Genomic DNA, 18095 nt, shown 5'->3' with positions numbered 1-18095 from the left:
CCCGCCTCCTCATGACACCGCAGCCATCGTCACCCGCCAAGCACCTCAGCCGCGCACGCCGGTCGGTCGCGGGCTACTTCTTCGTCAACGGCGTCGCCTTCTCCTCCTGGGTGGCCCGCATCCCCGACATCAAGGCACGGCTGGAACTCAGCGACGGGCTCCTGGGGGCCGCCCTGCTGGTCGCCGCGATGGGCACGGTGGCGGGGCTCGCGTCGGTCGGGCGCGTCGTCGACCGGCTGGGCGCGGACACCATCAGCAGATGGGCTTCGCTCGGCGTGGCGTTCGGTCTCGTCGGGCCGGGCCTGGCGCCGAACCTGGTCGTCCTCATGGCCTCACTGCTGCTCTTCGGCATCGCGGGAGGCGCGTACAACGTGTCGATGAACGCTCAGGCCGTCGCGGTGGACCGGGCCTACGGACGGCAGATCATTACCTCCTTCCACGCCGTCTACAGCATCGGCGGCCTCCTCGGATCCGCGCTGGGCGGCCTGGCCGTGCGCCTCGGCATCGGACCGGCCCTGTCCTTCCCCGTACTGGCCGCCTCGCTGGCCGCAGGCGCATGGGTCTGCGGTCGCGGAGGGCAACTCACCGTCACCTCGCCGTCCTCCCCTTCGCCACCGGCGGCGGGGCGACGTACGGGAGGGCTCGACCGCCGCATCCTCCTGCTCGGCGCGTGCTGCTTCGCGTGCCTGCTCGCCGAGGGGGCCATCGCCGACTGGAGCGGGGTCTATCTGAGAGAGGACGTGTCGCTGCCCGCCGCGCTCGCCCCGGCCGGCTTCATGGTCTTCTCCATCACCATGGCGGCCGGCCGGCTCGTCGCGGACTTCCTGGCGGCCTCGCTCGGCGCCATGCGCCTGGTCACCTGCTCCGCGCTGCTGGCGAGCGTGGGGCTGTCCGCCGGCCTGCTCAGTGGACGGGGCACGGCGGCACTCGTGGGTTTCGGTGCCTTCGGGGCGGGCCTCGCCTGCGTGATGCCCCAGATGTTCAAGGCGGTGGGAAACCTGTTCCCCGAGAGCACGGGCAGTGCGGTCGCCGCCGTCGCGACGCTGGGCTACGCCGGTCTGCTCACCGGGCCCCCGATCATCGGGCTGCTGTCCCACGCGCTGGGCCTGCCGAGGGCGCTGGGCCTGCTGGTGCTGCTCATGCTGGCCGTCGCGACCGCATCGCGCACCATCGCCTCATGGGCCCCCGCCGTCGGAGAGGTCCGGAGCAAGGCCTGATACCGGATCGCGATCCCCGCAGGCGGTGCCCACGCGGCTCCTCGGGCGACTCGGCGGACTCCGCCGCCGTCGCGTTCGGTGCCGTGGTACAGGACCGACTCGGCGCGGGTGAGCCGCTGTTCGGCGAGCTCGACGGCGATGCGGGGGTGCGGTCGAGGACGCCGGTGTGGTGCGTGAGTGGGGGTCTCCGGATCAGCCTCCCCGCTGGAGGCAGTGCGTGGAAGGCGGAGGGGCCGGACGCCGTCCCGGTGTCGGCCGGGGCGGCCGGGAGCTAACGGACGCCGTGGGGCACGGCGGGACCGGTCGATGTCGTGCGCGGTGACGATGCCGTCGAGGTGGCCGCCGTCCATGACCAGGATGGGCAGGCCGCCCCCTGTGCCGAGACGCTCCAGAACGGAGTTCAGCAACTCGTCGGACGCGGCGAGCGTGCACTGCGACAGCGGGGTGGCCAGGTCCCGTACCCGCAGCGCATCCCGCTGCCCGGAGGGTACGGCGGCCAGCCGGCGCAGCCGTACGACACCGCTGGGGCGGCCGTCGAAGTCCAGCACCGGCAGGACCGAATGCCCGGCACCGGCGGCCACCTCGGTCAGGAAGCGGTCCACGGTCATCCAGTCGGGACCGGCGACCACCGGAGTGGTCATCGCCTCCGCCACCCGCACGCCGCGCAGGTTCATGGACAGCTCGGCCCACCGTCGTTCGGCCGCCGCGGCGCCCGCCACGAACAGGCCGATGACCGTCAGCCACAAGCCGCCCGGCACCCCCCTCACGAACGCCAGCCAGCCTACGGCGCCGAGAGCGACGCCCAGCACCTGACCGCTGCGCCCGGCTGCCCGCTGGGCCCGTTCGCGGTCCCCCGTACGCCACCACAGCACCGCCTGGAGCACCCGGCCCCCGTCCAGCGGCGTGGCGGGCAGCAGGTTGAAGACGCCCAGGAGCAGGTTCATACCACCGAGCCAGCCCAGTACGGCGACCGGAATCTGCCGGCCCAGCGCCGCCTCCGCCCCGGCCGCCGCGCCCAGTCCGACACCCCCGAGCAGCAGGCTGGCGAGCGGCCCGCTGACGGCGACCGCGAACGCCGTCCGTGCCGTCGTCGGCCGGTCCATCCGGGTCAGTCCGCCGAGCGCCCACAGCGTCACGTCCCGCACGGGTATCCCGGCCCTGCGAGCCGTCAGCGCATGTGCCGCCTCATGCACCACCAAGCTCACCAGCAACAGCAGGGCGCCGACGACTCCGGCGACCGCGTACACCACCGGCGCCAGGCCCGGCGCGTACCCGGGCAGTGTCCGGTGGGCCAGACCGTACGCGAAGAACAGCATGATCAACGGCACACTCCAGTGCGCCCACACCGCCACCCCCCGCACACTCCCGACGCGGACCGAACCCTTCATCGCCATCACCGCCGACCGGACACGCCGCGGCCACCCGAACCGGCGAACCGCCCTCCGCCCCCTTCCATGGTCCGCCACCGGCCCCGACGACCGGAAACGGCAGACGACACCAGTCCGATGCGGGCCGGAAACGGGCCAGGGCTCCCCGGCAGCGCCCCGATCGCCACGCAGGCGGAACCGGTGCATCGCGCCTACCGTGGTCCGAGAAGCAGAGGCAGGCGGGAACGGCGTTGTTGAGGAGGCCGTGATGCAGGAGCACTTCGTCTGGACAACCACGCGCCGTCTGCGGCCGGGCACCTTGGCGGAGTTCGAGAGGGCATGGCGCCCCGCCGCCCAGCCGCCGGGGCTGCGCCGGGCCTTCGCGTACTGGTCCGAGGACGGGCAGGAGATCACCGGGGTGTCGTTCTGGGACTCCAGGACGACATGCGACACCTATCGGGCCTCCGAGTCGGAGGCCGAGCGCCGTGCCCACATGGCCCCGTATGTCGTCGAGGAGCGGGAAGCCTTCTACCGGGGCCGTGAACTCGGCATCCCCCAGTCGTAGCCACCCGCGGCCACCCGTGCCTCACCCGCGTGACCGGTGCGGCAGGGGCACCGGGCGGGGCCGCAACGCGGACACGCCGACCAGGCAGCCTCGACGGCCGGGCCGCACGCGTCCCCTACCCTCGGCGCCGTGGCACTGACAGACGGAACGTATCGGCTCGGGCCCCCGACCGGCCGCCTCCAGATCAAGACAGGCCGTGCCGGGCTGGGCCGCAAGGCGGGGCACGACCTCACGATCGAGGCCCTGCGATGGTCCGGGGAGGCGGTGGTGGCCGTCGGCGACCCGGACCGGTCGTCGGTGCGGGTGACGGTCGAGACGGGCTCGTTGAAGGTCCGCGAGGCGACGGGTGGGCTGAAGGCGCTCACCGATGCCGACCGGGCCGAGATCGAACGGACCCTGGCGGACAGGGCTCTGCTGCACACCGCGGAGCACCCCACGATCACCTTCCGTTCCACCCGCATCACGGGAACGCCGCAGTCCTTCGAGATCACCGGGGACCTCACGGTCAAGGGCCGGACCCACCCGGTGACGGTCCACGGGAAGGGGAACGGGGACGGGCCGCTGCGCGGCTGGGCGACCGTCACGCAGTCCACCTGGGGAATCAAGCCGTACACCGCGTTCCTGGGCGCGCTGCGGCTGGCCGACGACGTCCGGGTGGAGTTCGAGGTGGTCCGGCTCGAATCGGCAGACGGGCCCCGGTAGCCGGACGCCGGCTGCCGCGGTCGCCCGGGCGTACGGACGTCTATCGTGGAGGTATGGGCGAGATCGTCGTCGTTTACGAGGTCGACAGGGTTGCGGCCACGCGCATATCGCGCGGTGAGCCCGGTGAAGTACGGCCCGTCCGCCGCGTGCACGCGGCGCCCACCGCCCCGGGATCGCCCACCGCGACCGGACCGCGGACCCTCTGCGGCAAGGACACCTTCGCCATGGAGAGGACCGGCCGGAAGCCCTCCGAGAACCCTGGGACGCCGTGGTATCCCGAGGAGCACGCCTCCGCGGTCTGCCCCGACTGCGATGCCGTGATGGAGATCTGACCGGCGCGCCGACCGCCCCGGCATGCGTCCTCCCCGTGCTCAGATGTCCGTTCCTCCACCCTGTTGCGGGTCGATGCGCAGGACTGCGGCTCCGTTGATCCGGCCGCCGGCAAGGTCGTCCAAGGCCCTGTCGGCACGCGCCAGGTCGTACACGGTCAGTGTCGGTCTCAGCCGGTGCGCCGCCGCTGCGGCAAGGAACTCGCGGCCGTCCTGCCGGGTGTTGGCGGTGACGCTGCGGAGGGTCCGTTCGCGGAAGAGGTGCCGGTCGTAGTCGAGGGAGGGGATGTCGGACAGGTGGATGCCGGCGATGGACAGCGTGCCGCCGCGCTCCAGCGCTTCCAGAGCGAGCGGTACCAGGCTGCCGACGGGGGCGAAGAGGATCGCCGCGTCGAGTGGTTCGGGTGGTCCGGCCTGCGCATCGCCCGCGGAGGCGGCCCCGAGTTCCAGGGCGAGCGCCTGGGCGGTGGGCGAGCGGGTGAGGACGTGGACGACGGCGCCCCGCGCGATCGCGAGCTGCGCGGTGAGGTGGGCGGACGCGCCGAACCCGTAGATGCCGAGACGTCCGCCGTCGGGCAGCTCGGCGCGGCGCAGGGCCCGGTAGCCGATGATGCCGGCGCACAGCAGCGGGGCCAGTTCCTCGGCCGTGTATCCGGCGGGCAGCCGGTAGGCGTAGCCCGCGGGCACGACCGCGTACTGGGCGTAGCCGCCGTGGGCGTCCCAGCCGGTGTAGGCGGAGGAGGGGCACAGGTTCTCCTGGCCCCGGGCGCAGTGGCGGCATGTTCCGCAGGTGTTGCGCAGCCAGGGGATGCCGACCCTGGCGCCGACCGAGGGCGCGGTGACCCGAGGGCCGACCGCGACGACCTCGCCGACGGCCTCGTGGCCCGGCACGACCTGCTCCAGATGGGGCGCCAGGTCGCCGTCGCGTACGTGGAGGTCGGTCCGGCACACCCCGCAGGCGTGCACCCGGACCAGCAGTTCGTCCGGGGCCGGCGCCGGGACGGGCAACTCGGCGCCCTCGATCCTTCCCGGACGGCCGGCGGGGGCCACCCATGCCCGCATCGTCTTCGGAATCCACGGAGCCACGCGCGCCACCTCCTTCGAGATCGGCCCTCCTCCGTACCCCGCGACAGCGCCGGTGCCGTGAGCCGTCTACCGCGTGCAAAGCCTCTCCTCCGGCTGCTGTCAGGGGCAGGCGCCGGCGTGACAACGCGTCAGAACGGCCCGCTGAGATTGCCCAGCCTGTCGGTCAGGCGCAGGTTCTCGGAGTAGTCGACGGGGCAGGCGATCACGGAGACCGCGTCGTCGTCGAGGGCACGGCGCAGGACGGGCAGCAGTTGGTCGGCGGTCTCGATCGCGTAGCCGCGGGCGCCGAAGCTCTCGGCGTAGGCGACCAGGTCCGGGTTGGTGAACCGGGTGTGGCTGTGGCGGCCGAGTTCCAGTTCCATCTTCCACGTGATCAGACCGTACTCCTCGTCCACCAGGACGAGCACCGTCAGCGGGACGCGTTCACGGACGGCCGTCTCCAGTTCCTGGGAGTTCATCAGGAACGAGCCGTCGCCCATCATCGCCAGGACGCGCCGGTCCGGCCGGGCGAGCTTGGCGGCGATGGCGCCGGGCAGCGCGAACCCCATGGTGGACAGGCCGTTGGAGACCAGACAGGTGTCCGGTTCGTAGGCCGGGTAGAGGCGGGACATCCACATCTTTCCCGCGCCGGTGTCGGCGAGCACGATGTCGTGACGGTCCAGTGCGGTGCGGACGTCGGTCACCACGCGCTGAGGCACCAGGGGAAAGGCGTCGCTGTCGCGTCCGTACTGGAGTTCCTCGTCGAGCAGCGTACGGATCTTCTCGCTGCTCGACGATGCGAAGGTGAGCCCGTCGGGCAGCGCTGCCGAAAGGGCGTCCAGCGCCTGCGACAGGTCGCCCGCGACGCCCACCGCGACCGGGTAGTGGGCGTCCACCTCGGCGGGGAAACGGTGCACGTGAAGGATCCGCTTGTCGCTGTTCGGGTTGATCTTGACTGGGTCGAACTCCTGGATCTCGTAGCCCACGCAGACCAGCACGTCGGCTGCGTCAAAACCGAAGTTGCCGTAGTCGTGACGCATGAACCCGACCGCACCGAGGGCGTTGGGGTGGTCGTCGGGGAAGACGCCCTTGCCGTGGAATGTGGTCGCGACCGGGATGTTCAGCCGTTCGGCGAAGCGTACGAGGGCGGCCGAGGCCCCGGCCCTGGCGGCGCCGTGGCCCGCCAGCACGACGGGATGCCGGGCGGCGGAGAGTACCTCGGCGGCCCGGGCGATCTGGGAGGAGGACGGCGCGTCCGCGTGCACCATGTCGATCTGCAGCGGTCCGAGTGGCTCGGCGGGGCGTGCGGCTTCGATGTCCTCCGGCACCGCCAGGAACACCGCGCCGGGGCGCTCGCTCTGCGCGGTCTTGAACGCCTTGCGCGTCATCTCCGGCACCGCGTCCGGACACTCGACGCGCGCCGACCACTGGGTGACGGGAGCGAACATGGACACCAGGTCGATGACCTGGTGCGACTCCTTGTGGGTGCGGCGCAGGGAGCCCTGGGCGGCCAGGGCCACCATCGGCGCGCTGTTGGTCGTCGCGTCCGCGGTGCCGAGCAGCAGATTGATCGCGCCGGGCCCCAGCGTCGCCGAGCACACCCCGGCCCGGCCGGTCAGCCGTCCGTAGACCTCCGCCATGAACGAGGCCGCCTGCTCGTGACGCACCAGGACATAGCGGATCCCGGAGCCGTCCAGCGCGTCGACGAACCGGATGTTCTCCTCGCCCGGGATCCCGAAGACGTACTCCACGCCCTCGGCCCGCAGACAGCGCACCAACAGATGCGCCACGTCCTCCACGGCTGCCGTGTTCCGCGACTCGGTCGCGCTGTCGATTCCCATGGGACGAACGTAGGCATGCCCTGCCCTTCCGGGCCATTCATCGGCCGCTGGTCGGGGCGGCCCGTGGTGGAGGCCGGGCGGCCACCGTGATCGCCCGGCGTGAGTCACTCGGCAGCCTGCCGACGCGGTGCCCTCGTGTCAGGCTCTCGAGCCCGATGCGGCGATGGGGCTTCGGCCGGCCGGCAGGGTTCGCGCCGCGACGGGATCCCGCTTTGGCGGCAGACTCACTGCGAAGGCGCGGCGCTCGTCGCTCGGCCAGCCGATCACCTGGGCCTCTGCGACGCGCCTGGGCCTTTGTGGTGCCGAGTGCCTGGGCTTCTGCGACGGGCCTGGGCTTCTGCGATGCGCCTGGTCCTTTGCGGCGCCGAGCGCCTGGGCTTCTGCGATGCGCCTGGGCCTTTGTGGTGCCGAGTGCCTGGGCTTCTGCGATGCGCCTGGGCCTTTGTGGTGCCGAGTGCCTGGGCTTCTGCGACGGGCCTGGGCCTTTGCGGTGCCGAGCGCCTGGGCTTCTGCGACGTGCCTGGTCCTTTGCGGCGCCGAGCGCCTGGGCTCCTGCGAGGCCCCTGGGCCTCTGCGGCGCCGGGCACTCGGGCCTCTGAGACGGCTTGGCCCGCCACCTCGACCCAGTCGCGCACCGGGCGACCGGTCACACCGAACGCCGCGCGCCAGGCCGGGCCAGGTGTCCCACTGCCGATGCGCGATCAGTGGCGGAAGCGAATAATCGGAGCATGGGGCGTCGACTCACCGACGTGAGCACTCCCGGCCGCCTGGCCGCGGCAGGTGAGGGCCTGGGGCAGGACGAACTGGCACTGGCCGCCCGGAATCACGGTCTGCCGTTGGAAGCCATGCGCTACGACGTGACCCCGCCGGGCCTGCACTACGTCCTCACGCACTACGACATCCCCCACGTGCCGGACGAAGCCACCTGGCAGCTGACAGTGGGCGGAAGCGTGCGGCACGCGCTGACACTCTCGACCGCCGACCTGCGCACCTACCCTCCGCTCACCACGCGGGTGACCCTGGAGTGCGCCGGCAACGGCAGGGCCCTGCTGGTGCCGAGGCCGGTGAGCCAGCCGTGGCTGCTCGAAGCGGTGGGCACGGCGGAGTGGACAGGGGTGCCCCTGCGCCTGCTGCTGGAGGAGGCCGGTGTCGCGTCCGACGCGGTCGACGTCGTGTTCACCGGCGCCGATCACGGTGTGGAGCGCGGCGTCGAGCAGGACTACCAGCGCAGTCTTCCCGTCGGCGTCGCCCTGGGCGACGAGCCCGAGGTGCTCGTCGCCTACGCCATGGACGGCGCACCCCTGCCGCCCCAGCACGGCAGGCCACTGCGCCTGGTGGTGCCCGGCTGGTACGGGATGACCCAGGTGAAGTGGCTGCGTGGCATCACCGTCATCGACACCCCCTTCACCGGCTTCCAGCAGTCCGTCGCCTACCGGATCAAGCGGGACCCGGACGAGGCGGGAGAGCCGGTCACGCGTATCGCTCCCCGGGCGCTGGTGATTCCGCCCGGCTTCCCCGACTTCATGTCCCGCACGCGGGTGGTCGCGCCGGGCCCGGTCCTCCTCGAAGGGCGGGCGTGGTCGGGAGCTGCCCCGGTGACGTCGGTGGACGTCAGTACGGACGGCGGCGCGACCTGGCAGCCGGCCGCGCTCGAACCGGATCACGGCCACCACTGGGCCTGGCGCCGGTGGTCCTTCAGGTGGTTCGCCGTCCCCGGCGACCATGTCCTCGGCGCCCGGGCCCACGACGGGGCGGGGAACACCCAGCCACTGGAACAAGCCTGGAACCGAGGCGGCTTCGCCAACAACCTCATCCAGCGCGTTCCGGTGTTCTGCCCCGACGACACCGCATGACAGCGGAGGCGGTGGTTCGGCCGTTCGGCTGGCGATGGACACCCTGTTGCACCTCAGGTCCGGACAGTCCACCTGACCTGTGTCAGCTTGTACGTGTCCTGTTTGTCCGGCATGCATCGCGGCATGTGGCCGTACTTGCGAGCACCACTCGAAGACTGGAGGGCCGATGGCGGGTGGCGGACAGCCATCGGGTTCCGCCCCCTCCAGCGGGTCGCGACGCCGGAGATCGGACGAGAAGCCGGCCTCGGAGCGACTGAAGCGCGTGCGCGGTGCCGTGGCCGCTGCCGCGGCGGCGGGCGGTGCTCGGACCCGTGCGGCGGCGCAGCGCATCGGGCGGATGCCCCCGCCCCCGGGTCCGTTCCGGCCCGGATTCTGGCGTAGTCCGATCCGCGGCCCCTGGCTGACCTCGGTGTTCGGTTCCGTGTTGCTGATCGGCATTCCGCTGCTGTTCGTCACCGGACTGCTGTCCTACGCCTCGTACAACCCCGGGCTGAGCCCCCTCAACGACGAGACACCCGACAAGGGTGTGCTGGGCTTCTACCTGTTCAGCTGGCCCACGCACCCGTCCTGGCTGTACCGGCTGAACCAGGGCGTGCACGTGACGTCGGGTGTGGTCCTGGTTCCGGTACTGCTGGCCAAGTTGTGGTCGGTGATCCCTAAGCTCTTCGAGTGGCTGCCGGTGCGCTCCGTCGCCCACGGGTTGGAGCGGTTGTCCTTGCTGATGCTGGTCGGCGGGGTCATCTTCGAATTCGTCACCGGCATCTTCAACATCCAGCTCTACTACGTCTTCCCGGGCTCGTTCTACCGCCTGCACTTCTACGGCGCCTGGGTGTTCATCGCCGCCTTCGTCGTCCACGTGTGCCTCAGACTCGGCCGCATGACACGGGCCCTGCGCTCTCGCAGCCTGGGCACCGAACTGCGCACCGACCTCGCCCACACCGTGCCCGAACCACCCGACCCGGACGGCCTGGTGGCCGCTGCGCCCGCCCCGCCGACGATGACCCGCCGCGGCGCGGTGGGCATGGTGGGAGCGGGCTCGCTGCTCCTCCTCGTGGTGACCGCCGGGCAGAGCATCGGCGGTTGGCTGCGAGGCACCGCGCTCCTCGCACCGCACAACCGCGATCCGGGCAGTGGCCCGAACGCCTTCCAGATCAACAAGACGGCGGCGGCCGTCGGCGTCACCCCCGCGCTCGTCGGCCCCGACTGGCGGCTGGAGGTGCACGGACGCGGGGCGCCACTGGTCCTCACCCGCGAGCAGCTCCTGGCGATGCCACAGCACGCCGCCGCACTGCCGATCGCCTGCGTGGAGGGATGGTCCACCGACGACCAGCACTGGAGCGGCCTACGGCTGGCCGACCTCGCCACCATGGCCGGACTGCCCCACGCCCGAAGCGTTCTGGTCCAGTCCACCCAACCTCCCGGCCCCTTCACCAGGGTGGTGCTGCGGGGCAATCAGATCCACGACCCCCGAGCGCTGCTCGCCCTCCGCGTCAACGGCACGGACCTCTCACTCGACCACGGATACCCGGCGCGCATCATCGTCCCGGCCAACCCGGGCGTGAACAACACCAAGTGGGTCCACCGACTCACCTTCAGGGCGTGACCATGGCACGATTCGTTCGCTGGTACGGCTCCGGCCCCCTGCACCTTCTCGCCCTGCTCGCCTCGTTCGCCCTCACCGGCTACGCCATGGTGCGCCTGTTCGCCGTCCGGCCGCCGGAGGTGGCGGTCTGGTTCATCGGTGCGGCCATCCTCCACGACCTGATCCTGCTGCCCCTGTACTCGCTTGCCGACCTGTCGGCTCTTTCCGTGCTGCGGCATCGCGCCGCCGACGCACCGACGGTGCCGTGGATCAACTACCTGCGCGTCCCCGCCTTCCTGTCGGGTGTGCTCCTGCTGGTCTGGTTCCCCCTCGTCTTCCGTCTTGCGGTCCCCTACCCCGGTGACACCGGGCTGTCCGACAACGTCTACCTCGGCCGATGGCTGGTGATCACCGGCGTGCTCTTCGCTGCCTCCGCGGTGGCCTTCGCGCTCAGACTTCGCGGCACGCGGCGGGTCGACCGCGGCGACGGGAGCCCGCCCGCCCCAGGTCATGGCGCCACACCGTGACGACCGACGAAGACGAGCTGTACAGCGCCGCCGACGATCCCTACGCGCTGGCCCTGCGACCCGGCCGTGAACCGGTGTATCTGCGGCTGGTCGACGGGCGCCGGATCCGGATGCCGGTGCACCGCTGGCATGCGCAGCCCACGGTGGCCGACCGGACCGTGCTGGACCGCTGCGTCGGCCCCGTCCTCGATGTCGGCTGCGGGCCCGGCCGGTTGTGCAGAGAACTCCTGAGCCGGGGGGTCTTCGCCCTCGGGGTCGACATCGCGCCTCGCGCGGTCGCCCTGACCACCGCCCGGGGCGGCCTCGCACTCTGCCGGTCGGTCTTCGACCGGCTGCCGGCCGAGAGAGGATGGCAGACGGTTCTGCTCATCGACGGCAACATCGGTATCGGAGGCGACCCCCGCGGCCTGCTGCACCGCTGTCGCGGGCTCATCGCCCCGGCGGGGCGCATGGTCGTCGAAGTCGACCCCCACGACGTCGAAGAGCTCTGCACCGCCCGGTTCGAGGACCTCCAGGGCCGCAGCGGTCCACCCTTTCCCTGGGCGCGGGTGGGACGACGAGCGCTCCACCGGGTCGCCGAGGACCTTGCCCTCGGCGTCACCGACCAGTGGACGAGCGGGCACCGGTGCTTCGCCGCCCTCACCATGGCGGGGTGACCGACCTGCTGTGGGATGACGTGAAGTCTCCGAGGTTTGACCTGCTTGTTTCCTCTCCTGGAGGGCTGTTGGCCGCGGATGGATGAGCCCGAGCCGTGTGTCGCCGGGCGAGACCGGCGCAGGCGGCGAGGTGGCCGGCGGTCGGAGGTGCGCGAAGGGGGCGCTTGACGACCACCTTGCCCGGCAGGACGCCCTCGCCGCGCGACAGCGACCGCCGTCACCCGCGCTCCTGCGGCCGGGGGCTCCCGCCGTGGATAGGGTGACCCGCGTGGACATGCTGCATCTGCGCTACTTCGTCGCCGTGGCCGAGGAACTCAACTTCTCGCAGGCGGCGCGCAGACTGCACATGGCGGCTTCTCCGCTCAGTCAGCGGATCAAGGACCTCGAACGCGAACTCGGTCATGAGCTCTTCGAGCGCACCACCCACCGCGTCGATCTGACCCCGGCGGGCGCCGCGCTGCTGCCGATGGCGCGCGATGTCCTGGAGCGGGTCAACTCGATACCGTGGCGGCTGAGCGAAGCGGTGCGCCCGCGGCTGGACCGGCTGTTCATCGGGATGCCCGCCGGTGTGCACCCGCTGCTGCGGGAGCGGGTCCGGCTGCTGGAGGACGCGTGCCGGGAGGTGTGCGAACTCAAGCGCTGGCCCGGCACGTCGGCGGACCTCGCGGACGCGGTGCGCGACGGCAGGCTGGCCATGGCGCTGGCCCGGCTGCCGGTCTCCGACCCGGCGTTGGAGATCATCGAGGTGATGCACGAGGTGCTGGGTGCCGCGGTGCCGGCGGACCGGTTCGAGGGGCGGGCGTCCGTCACCCTTGAGGAGCTGGCCGACCTGTCATATGTGGCCACGCCGAACGACGCCACCCCGGCCTATTTCGAGGAAATCGATGCCCGTCTTCATTCGCTCGGCGTGAAGAAGAGAATCCGCATCAATATCGCCGACTATTCCGGAAGCTCGGAACTGATCTCCTCCGGTATCGCCTTTTCGATGACCATGCTCTCGCCGGAGAGCCCCATGCATCTGTACCGGTTGGACAACGTGGCCGTGCTGCCCGTCGAGGACTTCCAACCCACCCTGAAAACCGGCCTGTTGGTCCGCTCCGATCGGGCGGGCGCCGACGGGGACCTGAATGACGTCGCCGCCCGGGCCCGCCGGATATTCAACGAGGTCATCACCGTCTGACGGATTTCCGGAGACCCTTTCAGTAAAATCCCGAACTCGGCGTGACCGCTGTGGTCATACCCTTGTTCGCCAGTTGATCATTCCCTTTCGGTCTGCTCACGCATAACGTCGGCGGTGGAAATATTCGCCATGAAATTACTGCGTGAACAGGAGTGATGATGGACATCACGGCCGCCGGCACCACAGGTCCGCTGGACGGCGTGCGGGTGATCGATCTGTCAACGGTGGTGATGGGGCCCTACGCGGCGCAGATCCTGGGCGACCTGGGCGCCGACGTCATCAAGATCGAGTCCCCGTCCGACACGGTTCGGGTGGGCCCGTACCGCACCACGCCCGGCATGACCCCGCTCAACCTCAACGTCAACCGCAACAAGCGCAGCGTGACCTTGAACCTCAAGGACGACGCCGACCGCGCACGGGCCCTGGAACTGATCGACAGCGCCGACGTACTGGTCACCAACATGCGCGCCGGCGGACTCGCTCGCCTCGGCCTCGGCCACGCCGACATCGCCGCCCGCAACCCCGGCCTGGTCTACGCCCACGCCCAGGGATTCCGCAGCGACTCCGACCGGGCCGGCAACGCGGCCTACGACGAGACCGTGCAGGCCGCCTCCGGCCTGGTGGACGTGGCCAACCGGGCGCTGGGCACCCCGGCGTACCTGCCGACGATCATCGGCGACAAGGTCTGCGCGCTGACCATCGTCTACTCGGTGCTCGCCGCGCTGATCCACCGTGCCCGCACCGGCGTCGGCCAGTACGTCGAGATCCCGATGACCGACACGCTCATCGCGTTCAACCTCGTCGAGCACCTGGCGGGCCATGTCTTCGAACCGCCGGAGGGGCCCACCGGGTTCCCGCTGTCGATGAAGAGGGGGCACCGCGCGGTACCCACCAAGGACGGTCTCGCCTGCGTCATCCCCTACAACCCGCAGAACTTCCGGGACTTCTTCCACGCCGCCGACCGCGCCGATCTTGCCGCGGACCGGCGTGTCAACGGCGATTCCATCGCCGATGACGACGTCGATGCCCTGATGGAGCTGGTGGGGGAGTGCTCGCCGAGCCTCACCACCGAGGAGTGGGAGCGGGTCTGCGCCGCGCACAGCATCCCGATGGCGCCCGTACTCGAACTCGACCGGGCCGCCGAGGACCCGTACGTGCGCAGCGGCCGGCTGCTCGACGTGGTGGACCACCCCAGCGAGGGGGCCATCCGCTCGGTCGGCATCCCGGTGCGGTTCTCCGCCACTCCGGGTTCCGTCCGCCGGCTCGCCCCACTGCCCGGGCAGCACACCGAAGAGGTCTTCCAGGAACTCGGCGCCGGCCGCTGACCCGCCGTCAAGCAAGGACGTACACCATGCACAGCACCACCGAGGTGCGGACCGAGACCATCGGTTCCTCACTGCTCATCACCATCGACCGGCCGAAGGCGCGCAACGCGGTCAACGCGGCCGTCGCCGCCGGACTGTCCACGGCCCTGGACCAGCTGGAGGCCGACCCCGGCCTGCGGGTCGGCGTGCTCACCGGCGCAGGCGGCACGTTCAGCGCCGGAATGGACCTCAAGGCCGCGCTGGCCGGTGAATCGCCCGAGATCCCGGGGCGCGGCTTCGGCGGCCTGACCCAGGCCCGCACCACCAAGCCGCTGATCGCCGCCGTCGAGGGCTGGGCCATGGGAGGCGGCTTCGAACTGGCCCTGGGATGCGATCTGATCGTCGCCGCGGACGATGCCCGGTTCGGCCTCCCCGAGGTCGGCCGCGGGCTGATCGCGGCGGGCGGCGGAGTGATCCGGCTGCCCAAGCGCATCCCGTACCACCTCGCGATGGAAATGCTGCTGACCGGCGAACCGGTCACCGGCGAACGGGCCGGGCGGCTCGGCATCGCCAACCGAGTGGTGCCGGCCGGGGAGAGCGTCACCACCGCCCTGCAACTGGCCGAGCGGATCGCGCAGAACGCCCCGCTGGCACTGGCCGCCGTCAAGGAACTCGCCCGCGCCGCCGACGGCGCGCCCGAGGACGAGGCGTTCGCCCTCCAGGGGCGGCAGATGGCCCGGCTCGCCGCCTCCGCCGACGTACGCGAGGGCATGACCGCCTTCACCGAGCGCCGCTCCCCGGTCTGGCAGGGCCGGTAGGACCCGAGGGAGAACACACGATGCATCAGCACGACGTACCCCGGCACATCGCGTCGCCGCTCGCCAACCCGGCCTACCCACCGGTCGTGCCGCGCTTCACCGACCGCGAGTACCTCAACATCGTCTACCGCACCGACCACGCGGCACTGCGCGCCGTCGTGCCCGAACCGCTGGAGATCGACGAGCCGCTGGTGCGCTTCGAGATCATGCGCATGGGCGACGTCAGCGGGTACGGGCCGTACACCGAGTCCGGCCAGGCGATCCCGGTCCGCTACGAGGGCGAGCGGGGCGAGTACCTGCACGCGATGTACCTGGACAACCTTCCGGCCATCACATCCGGCCGCGAGGCCAGCGCCTATCCCAAGACCGCCGGATCGCCGGCCCTTTACGTCGACCACGGAGCACTGGTCGGTGTCCTCGACGTCGGCACACTGCGGGTGGCGACCGCCACGATGGGCTACAAGCACTACGAGCTGTCGGTCGAGGAGGCCGTGGCCCAGGTCGGTGTGCCGACCTACATGCTGAAGCTGGTCCCCGGTTTCGACGGGGCACCCCAGGTCGCGCAGTTGGTGCGCACCGAGATCACCGACATCACGGTGAAGGGCGCCTGGACCGGCCCCGCCCGGCTGCAGCTCTTCGCGCACGTGCTGGCACCGCTGGCCGATCTGCCGGTACGCGAGATCGTCTCCGCCAGCCACATCCTGACCGACCTGACCCTGGCACCGGTCAAGCCCGTCCACGACTACCTGGCCCACCCCGCCCGCCCCGTGCGCTGAACACGGCCACGGACGCAGAAGGAAGACATGTGATGACCAAGCCATTCACCACCGCCGCGGTGGTCGGCGCCGGGACCATCGGCCTGTCCTGGGCCGCACTCTTCGCCGGCCACGGCATGCGGGTACGCGTCACCGACCCGCGACCGGACCTGGCCGAGGCGGTCGCGGAGGCGCTCGACCGGGCGGCCGGGCAGCTGGCCGCGCAGGGCCTGGACACGCACGGCCTCGCCGGGCGGGTGCACATCGCCGACGGTCTCGCCGACGCGGTGCGCGACGCCGACATCGTCCAGGAGAACGGGCCGGAGAACGCCGACTTCAAGCGGGAGTTGTTCACCACCCTGGTCGGCGCGGCCCCCGCACACGCGCTGCTGCTCAGCTCGTCCTCGGCGATCCCCGCCACGGCGTTCACCGACACCATCGAGCAGGCCGACCGGATCCTGATCGGCCACCCCTTCAACCCGCCGCACCTGGTGCCGCTGGTGGAGGTGGTGCCGGGGGAGCGCACCTCGCAGGAGAGCGTGGCGCGGGCCGTGGACTTCTACCGCTTCGTCGGCCGGGTCCCGGTCGTGGAACGCAAGGAGATCCCCGGCTTCGTCGGCAACCGTCTGCAGAACGCCCTCAGCCGGGAGGCGATATACCTGGTCGAGCAGGGCGTGGTCGGCCCGGCGGAGCTGGACACCGTGATGGTGAACTCGCTCGGCCTGCGCTGGGCGACGGTGGGGCCGTTCCTGGGCGCGCATCTCGGCGGCGGCCCCGGCGGCTACCGGCACATGGCCGAGCACATCGGTGTGTCGATGCAGAGGATGTGGGACTCGCTCGGCCGCCCGGAGCAGAGCCCCGAACAGACCGAACGGCTCGTCGCGGCCGTCGAGGACGCCTACGGCTCCCGCTCCTACGCCGACCTCAGTCAGGAACGCGACGCCAAGCAGATCGCCGTGCTGTCCGCCCGGGACAGCGCCGCCGGCATGGAGAAGGAGACCCGGTCATGACCGCCCTGCTGCCCGAGAAGGCATCCGACAAGGCATCCGAAAAGGCTTCCGCCGACGAGCCGCCGACCGCCGACTTCTACGACTTCGAGTCGCTGCTTCCGCCGCACGAGCGCGAACTGCTGCTGCGCGCCCGGTCGTTCATGCGCACCGAGGTCAAGCCGCTGGTCAACGAGTACTGGGCCAAGGGGGAGTTCCCCCGCGAACTCATCGACAGGTTCCGCGAGCTGGGACTCGCCGGCGTCCCCTACGAGGGGTACGGCGACCCCCTGCCGGCCGGAAGCAACCTGCTGGTCGGCATGCTCTCGATGGAGTACACCCGCACCGACGCCTCCAGCGCCACCTTCTTCGGTGTGCACAGCGGCCTGGCGATGTACAGCATCTACCGCGGTGGCGACCAGGAACAGCGGGACCGCTGGCTGCCCTCGATGGCCGCGCTGGAGACCGTCGGCGCCTTCGCGATGACCGAGCCGCTCGGCGGCTCCGACGTGGCGGGAGGTATGCGCACCACGGCCCGCTGGGACGGCGAGAACTGGGTGCTCAACGGCGCCAAACGGTGGATCGGCAACGCGACCTTCGCCGACCTGGTGGTGGTCTGGGCCCGCGACAAGGCGGACGACAAGGTCAAGGGCTTCGTGGTGGAGAAGGGCACCCCGGGCTTCTCCCCGGTGAAGATCGAGAACAAGATCGCGTTCCGGATCGTGGAGAACGCCGAGATCACCCTGACCGATGTCAAGGTGCCCGAGGCCAACCGCCTGCAGCGGATCGACTCCTTCCGCGACGTGGCGGAGATCCTCCGCGCCACCCGCAGCGGGGTCGCCTGGCAGGCCCTCGGCGTGATGATCGGCGCCTACGAACTGGCGCTCCACTACGCCAGGGAACGCAGGCAGTTCGGCCGCCCGATCGCACGGTTCCAGATGGTGCAGGACCTGCTGGTCAAGAGCCTCGGCAACATCACCGCCTGCTGGGGCATGCTGGTCCAGCTCGCCCGGCTGCAGGACGCCGGCGTCTTCCGCGACGAGCACTCCTCCCTCGCGAAGGCGTACGTCACCTCGCGGATGCGTGAGGTGGTGGCGTGGTGCCGGGAGATCTTCGGCGGCAACGGCATCGTGCTCGACTACGACATCGCCCGGTTCTTCGCCGACGCCGAGGCGATCTACTCGTTCGAAGGCACCCGCGAGATGAACACCCTCATCGTCGGCAAGGCGGTCACCGGCGAGAGCGCCTTCGTCTGACCCGGACTCCCCACGACCCCGCGCCGGCCCCGAGTGAAGCGTGCCTCGGGGCCGGCGCGGACCAGTGCGGGCGTGCCGGACCGGTTTCGTGC

The 18095-nt window shown here is 71.2% G+C and carries 16 protein-coding genes and 1 pseudogene; 14 read left to right on the top strand and 3 right to left on the bottom strand.

Translation table 11 applies throughout. The features are described from left to right. Positions 1-11: 11 nt before the first annotated feature. Positions 12-866 (top strand): annotated as a pseudogene (locus tag ACFZDC_RS27850) (MFS transporter); the annotation flags it as partial. 182 nt (positions 867-1048) lie between these two features. Here ACFZDC_RS27850 and ACFZDC_RS27845 read toward each other — a convergent pair. Next, positions 1049-2605 carry a site-2 protease family protein gene (locus ACFZDC_RS27845; RefSeq protein WP_391328167.1) on the bottom strand — a complete coding sequence of 519 codons (1557 nt, stop codon included), beginning with the start codon at positions 2603-2605 and terminating at the stop codon, positions 1049-1051. Between the two features lie 247 nt (positions 2606-2852). Between ACFZDC_RS27845 and ACFZDC_RS27840 the strand changes: the two genes are divergently transcribed. The 3 genes from ACFZDC_RS27840 to ACFZDC_RS27830 all read left to right on the top strand — a co-directional run bounded on the left by ACFZDC_RS27840 (position 2853) and on the right by ACFZDC_RS27830 (position 4183). Further along, on the top strand, positions 2853-3149 hold the full coding sequence (locus ACFZDC_RS27840) for a hypothetical protein (RefSeq protein ID WP_391328166.1): 297 nt from the start codon (positions 2853-2855) through the stop codon (positions 3147-3149). 129 nt (positions 3150-3278) lie between these two features. After that, complete coding sequence (locus ACFZDC_RS27835; protein WP_391328164.1) at positions 3279-3851, top strand: YceI family protein; 573 nt, start codon at positions 3279-3281, stop codon at positions 3849-3851. A 53-nt stretch (positions 3852-3904) separates the two neighbouring features. Beyond that, positions 3905-4183 carry a hypothetical protein gene (locus ACFZDC_RS27830; protein WP_391328163.1) on the top strand — a complete coding sequence of 93 codons (279 nt, stop codon included), beginning with the start codon at positions 3905-3907 and terminating at the stop codon, positions 4181-4183. 39 nt (positions 4184-4222) lie between these two features. Here the strand turns inward: ACFZDC_RS27830 and ACFZDC_RS27825 are convergent, their stop codons facing one another. Beyond that, complete coding sequence (locus tag ACFZDC_RS27825; protein ID WP_391328492.1) at positions 4223-5242, bottom strand: zinc-binding alcohol dehydrogenase family protein; 1020 nt, start codon at positions 5240-5242, stop codon at positions 4223-4225. A 152-nt stretch (positions 5243-5394) separates the two neighbouring features. Further along, positions 5395-7086 (bottom strand): acetolactate synthase large subunit, encoded by a 1692-nt coding sequence (locus tag ACFZDC_RS27820; protein WP_391328161.1) that lies wholly within the window; start codon positions 7084-7086, stop codon positions 5395-5397. A gap of 728 nt (positions 7087-7814) precedes the next feature. On the opposite strand from ACFZDC_RS27820, the gene ACFZDC_RS27815 reads away from it, so the two are divergent. The 10 genes from ACFZDC_RS27815 (at position 7815) to ACFZDC_RS27770 (ending at position 18003) form a co-directional block, all read left to right on the top strand. Beyond that, positions 7815-8939, top strand: coding sequence for a molybdopterin-dependent oxidoreductase (locus ACFZDC_RS27815; protein WP_391328159.1), 1125 nt, complete (start codon positions 7815-7817; stop codon positions 8937-8939). Between the two features lie 337 nt (positions 8940-9276). After that, the gene (locus ACFZDC_RS27810) at positions 9277-10542 is read left to right on the top strand and encodes a molybdopterin-dependent oxidoreductase (protein ID WP_391328490.1); all 1266 of its coding nucleotides are present in this window, start codon (positions 9277-9279) and stop codon (positions 10540-10542) included. Positions 10543-10544: 2 nt separating this feature from the next. After that, a complete protein-coding gene (locus ACFZDC_RS27805) occupies positions 10545-11048 on the top strand; it encodes a hypothetical protein (protein WP_391328488.1) in 504 nt (167 codons plus the stop codon). Continuing rightward, positions 11045-11704 (top strand): methyltransferase domain-containing protein, encoded by a 660-nt coding sequence (locus ACFZDC_RS27800; RefSeq protein ID WP_391328158.1) that lies wholly within the window; start codon positions 11045-11047, stop codon positions 11702-11704. Before ACFZDC_RS27805 ends, ACFZDC_RS27800 begins: the two co-directional genes overlap by 4 nt. Positions 11705-11978: 274 nt before the next feature. After that, positions 11979-12884, top strand: a complete 906-nt coding sequence (locus ACFZDC_RS27795) for a LysR family transcriptional regulator (RefSeq protein WP_391328486.1) — start codon at positions 11979-11981, stop codon at positions 12882-12884. A 155-nt stretch (positions 12885-13039) separates the two neighbouring features. Then, positions 13040-14209: a CoA transferase gene (locus ACFZDC_RS27790; RefSeq protein WP_391328156.1), complete on the top strand. Its 1170-nt coding sequence runs from the start codon at positions 13040-13042 to the stop codon at positions 14207-14209. Positions 14210-14235: 26 nt separating this feature from the next. Further along, positions 14236-15006, top strand: coding sequence for a crotonase/enoyl-CoA hydratase family protein (locus ACFZDC_RS27785; RefSeq protein ID WP_391328155.1), 771 nt, complete (start codon positions 14236-14238; stop codon positions 15004-15006). Positions 15007-15026: 20 nt separating this feature from the next. Next, positions 15027-15782: an acetoacetate decarboxylase gene (locus ACFZDC_RS27780; RefSeq protein WP_391328153.1), complete on the top strand. Its 756-nt coding sequence runs from the start codon at positions 15027-15029 to the stop codon at positions 15780-15782. Beyond that, complete coding sequence (locus ACFZDC_RS27775) at positions 15779-16771, top strand: 3-hydroxyacyl-CoA dehydrogenase NAD-binding domain-containing protein (RefSeq protein ID WP_391328484.1); 993 nt, start codon at positions 15779-15781, stop codon at positions 16769-16771. Before ACFZDC_RS27780 ends, ACFZDC_RS27775 begins: the two co-directional genes overlap by 4 nt. Continuing rightward, a complete protein-coding gene (locus tag ACFZDC_RS27770; protein WP_391328151.1) occupies positions 16768-18003 on the top strand; it encodes an acyl-CoA dehydrogenase family protein in 1236 nt (411 codons plus the stop codon). Before ACFZDC_RS27775 ends, ACFZDC_RS27770 begins: the two co-directional genes overlap by 4 nt. The last annotated feature ends 92 nt before the right edge of the window (positions 18004-18095 follow it).

It is taken from the genome of Streptomyces sp. NPDC007905, assembly GCF_042959345.1.
Lineage (GTDB): Bacteria > Actinomycetota > Actinomycetes > Streptomycetales > Streptomycetaceae > Streptomyces.
This window is presented reverse-complemented; position numbering and strand designations above follow the sequence as displayed.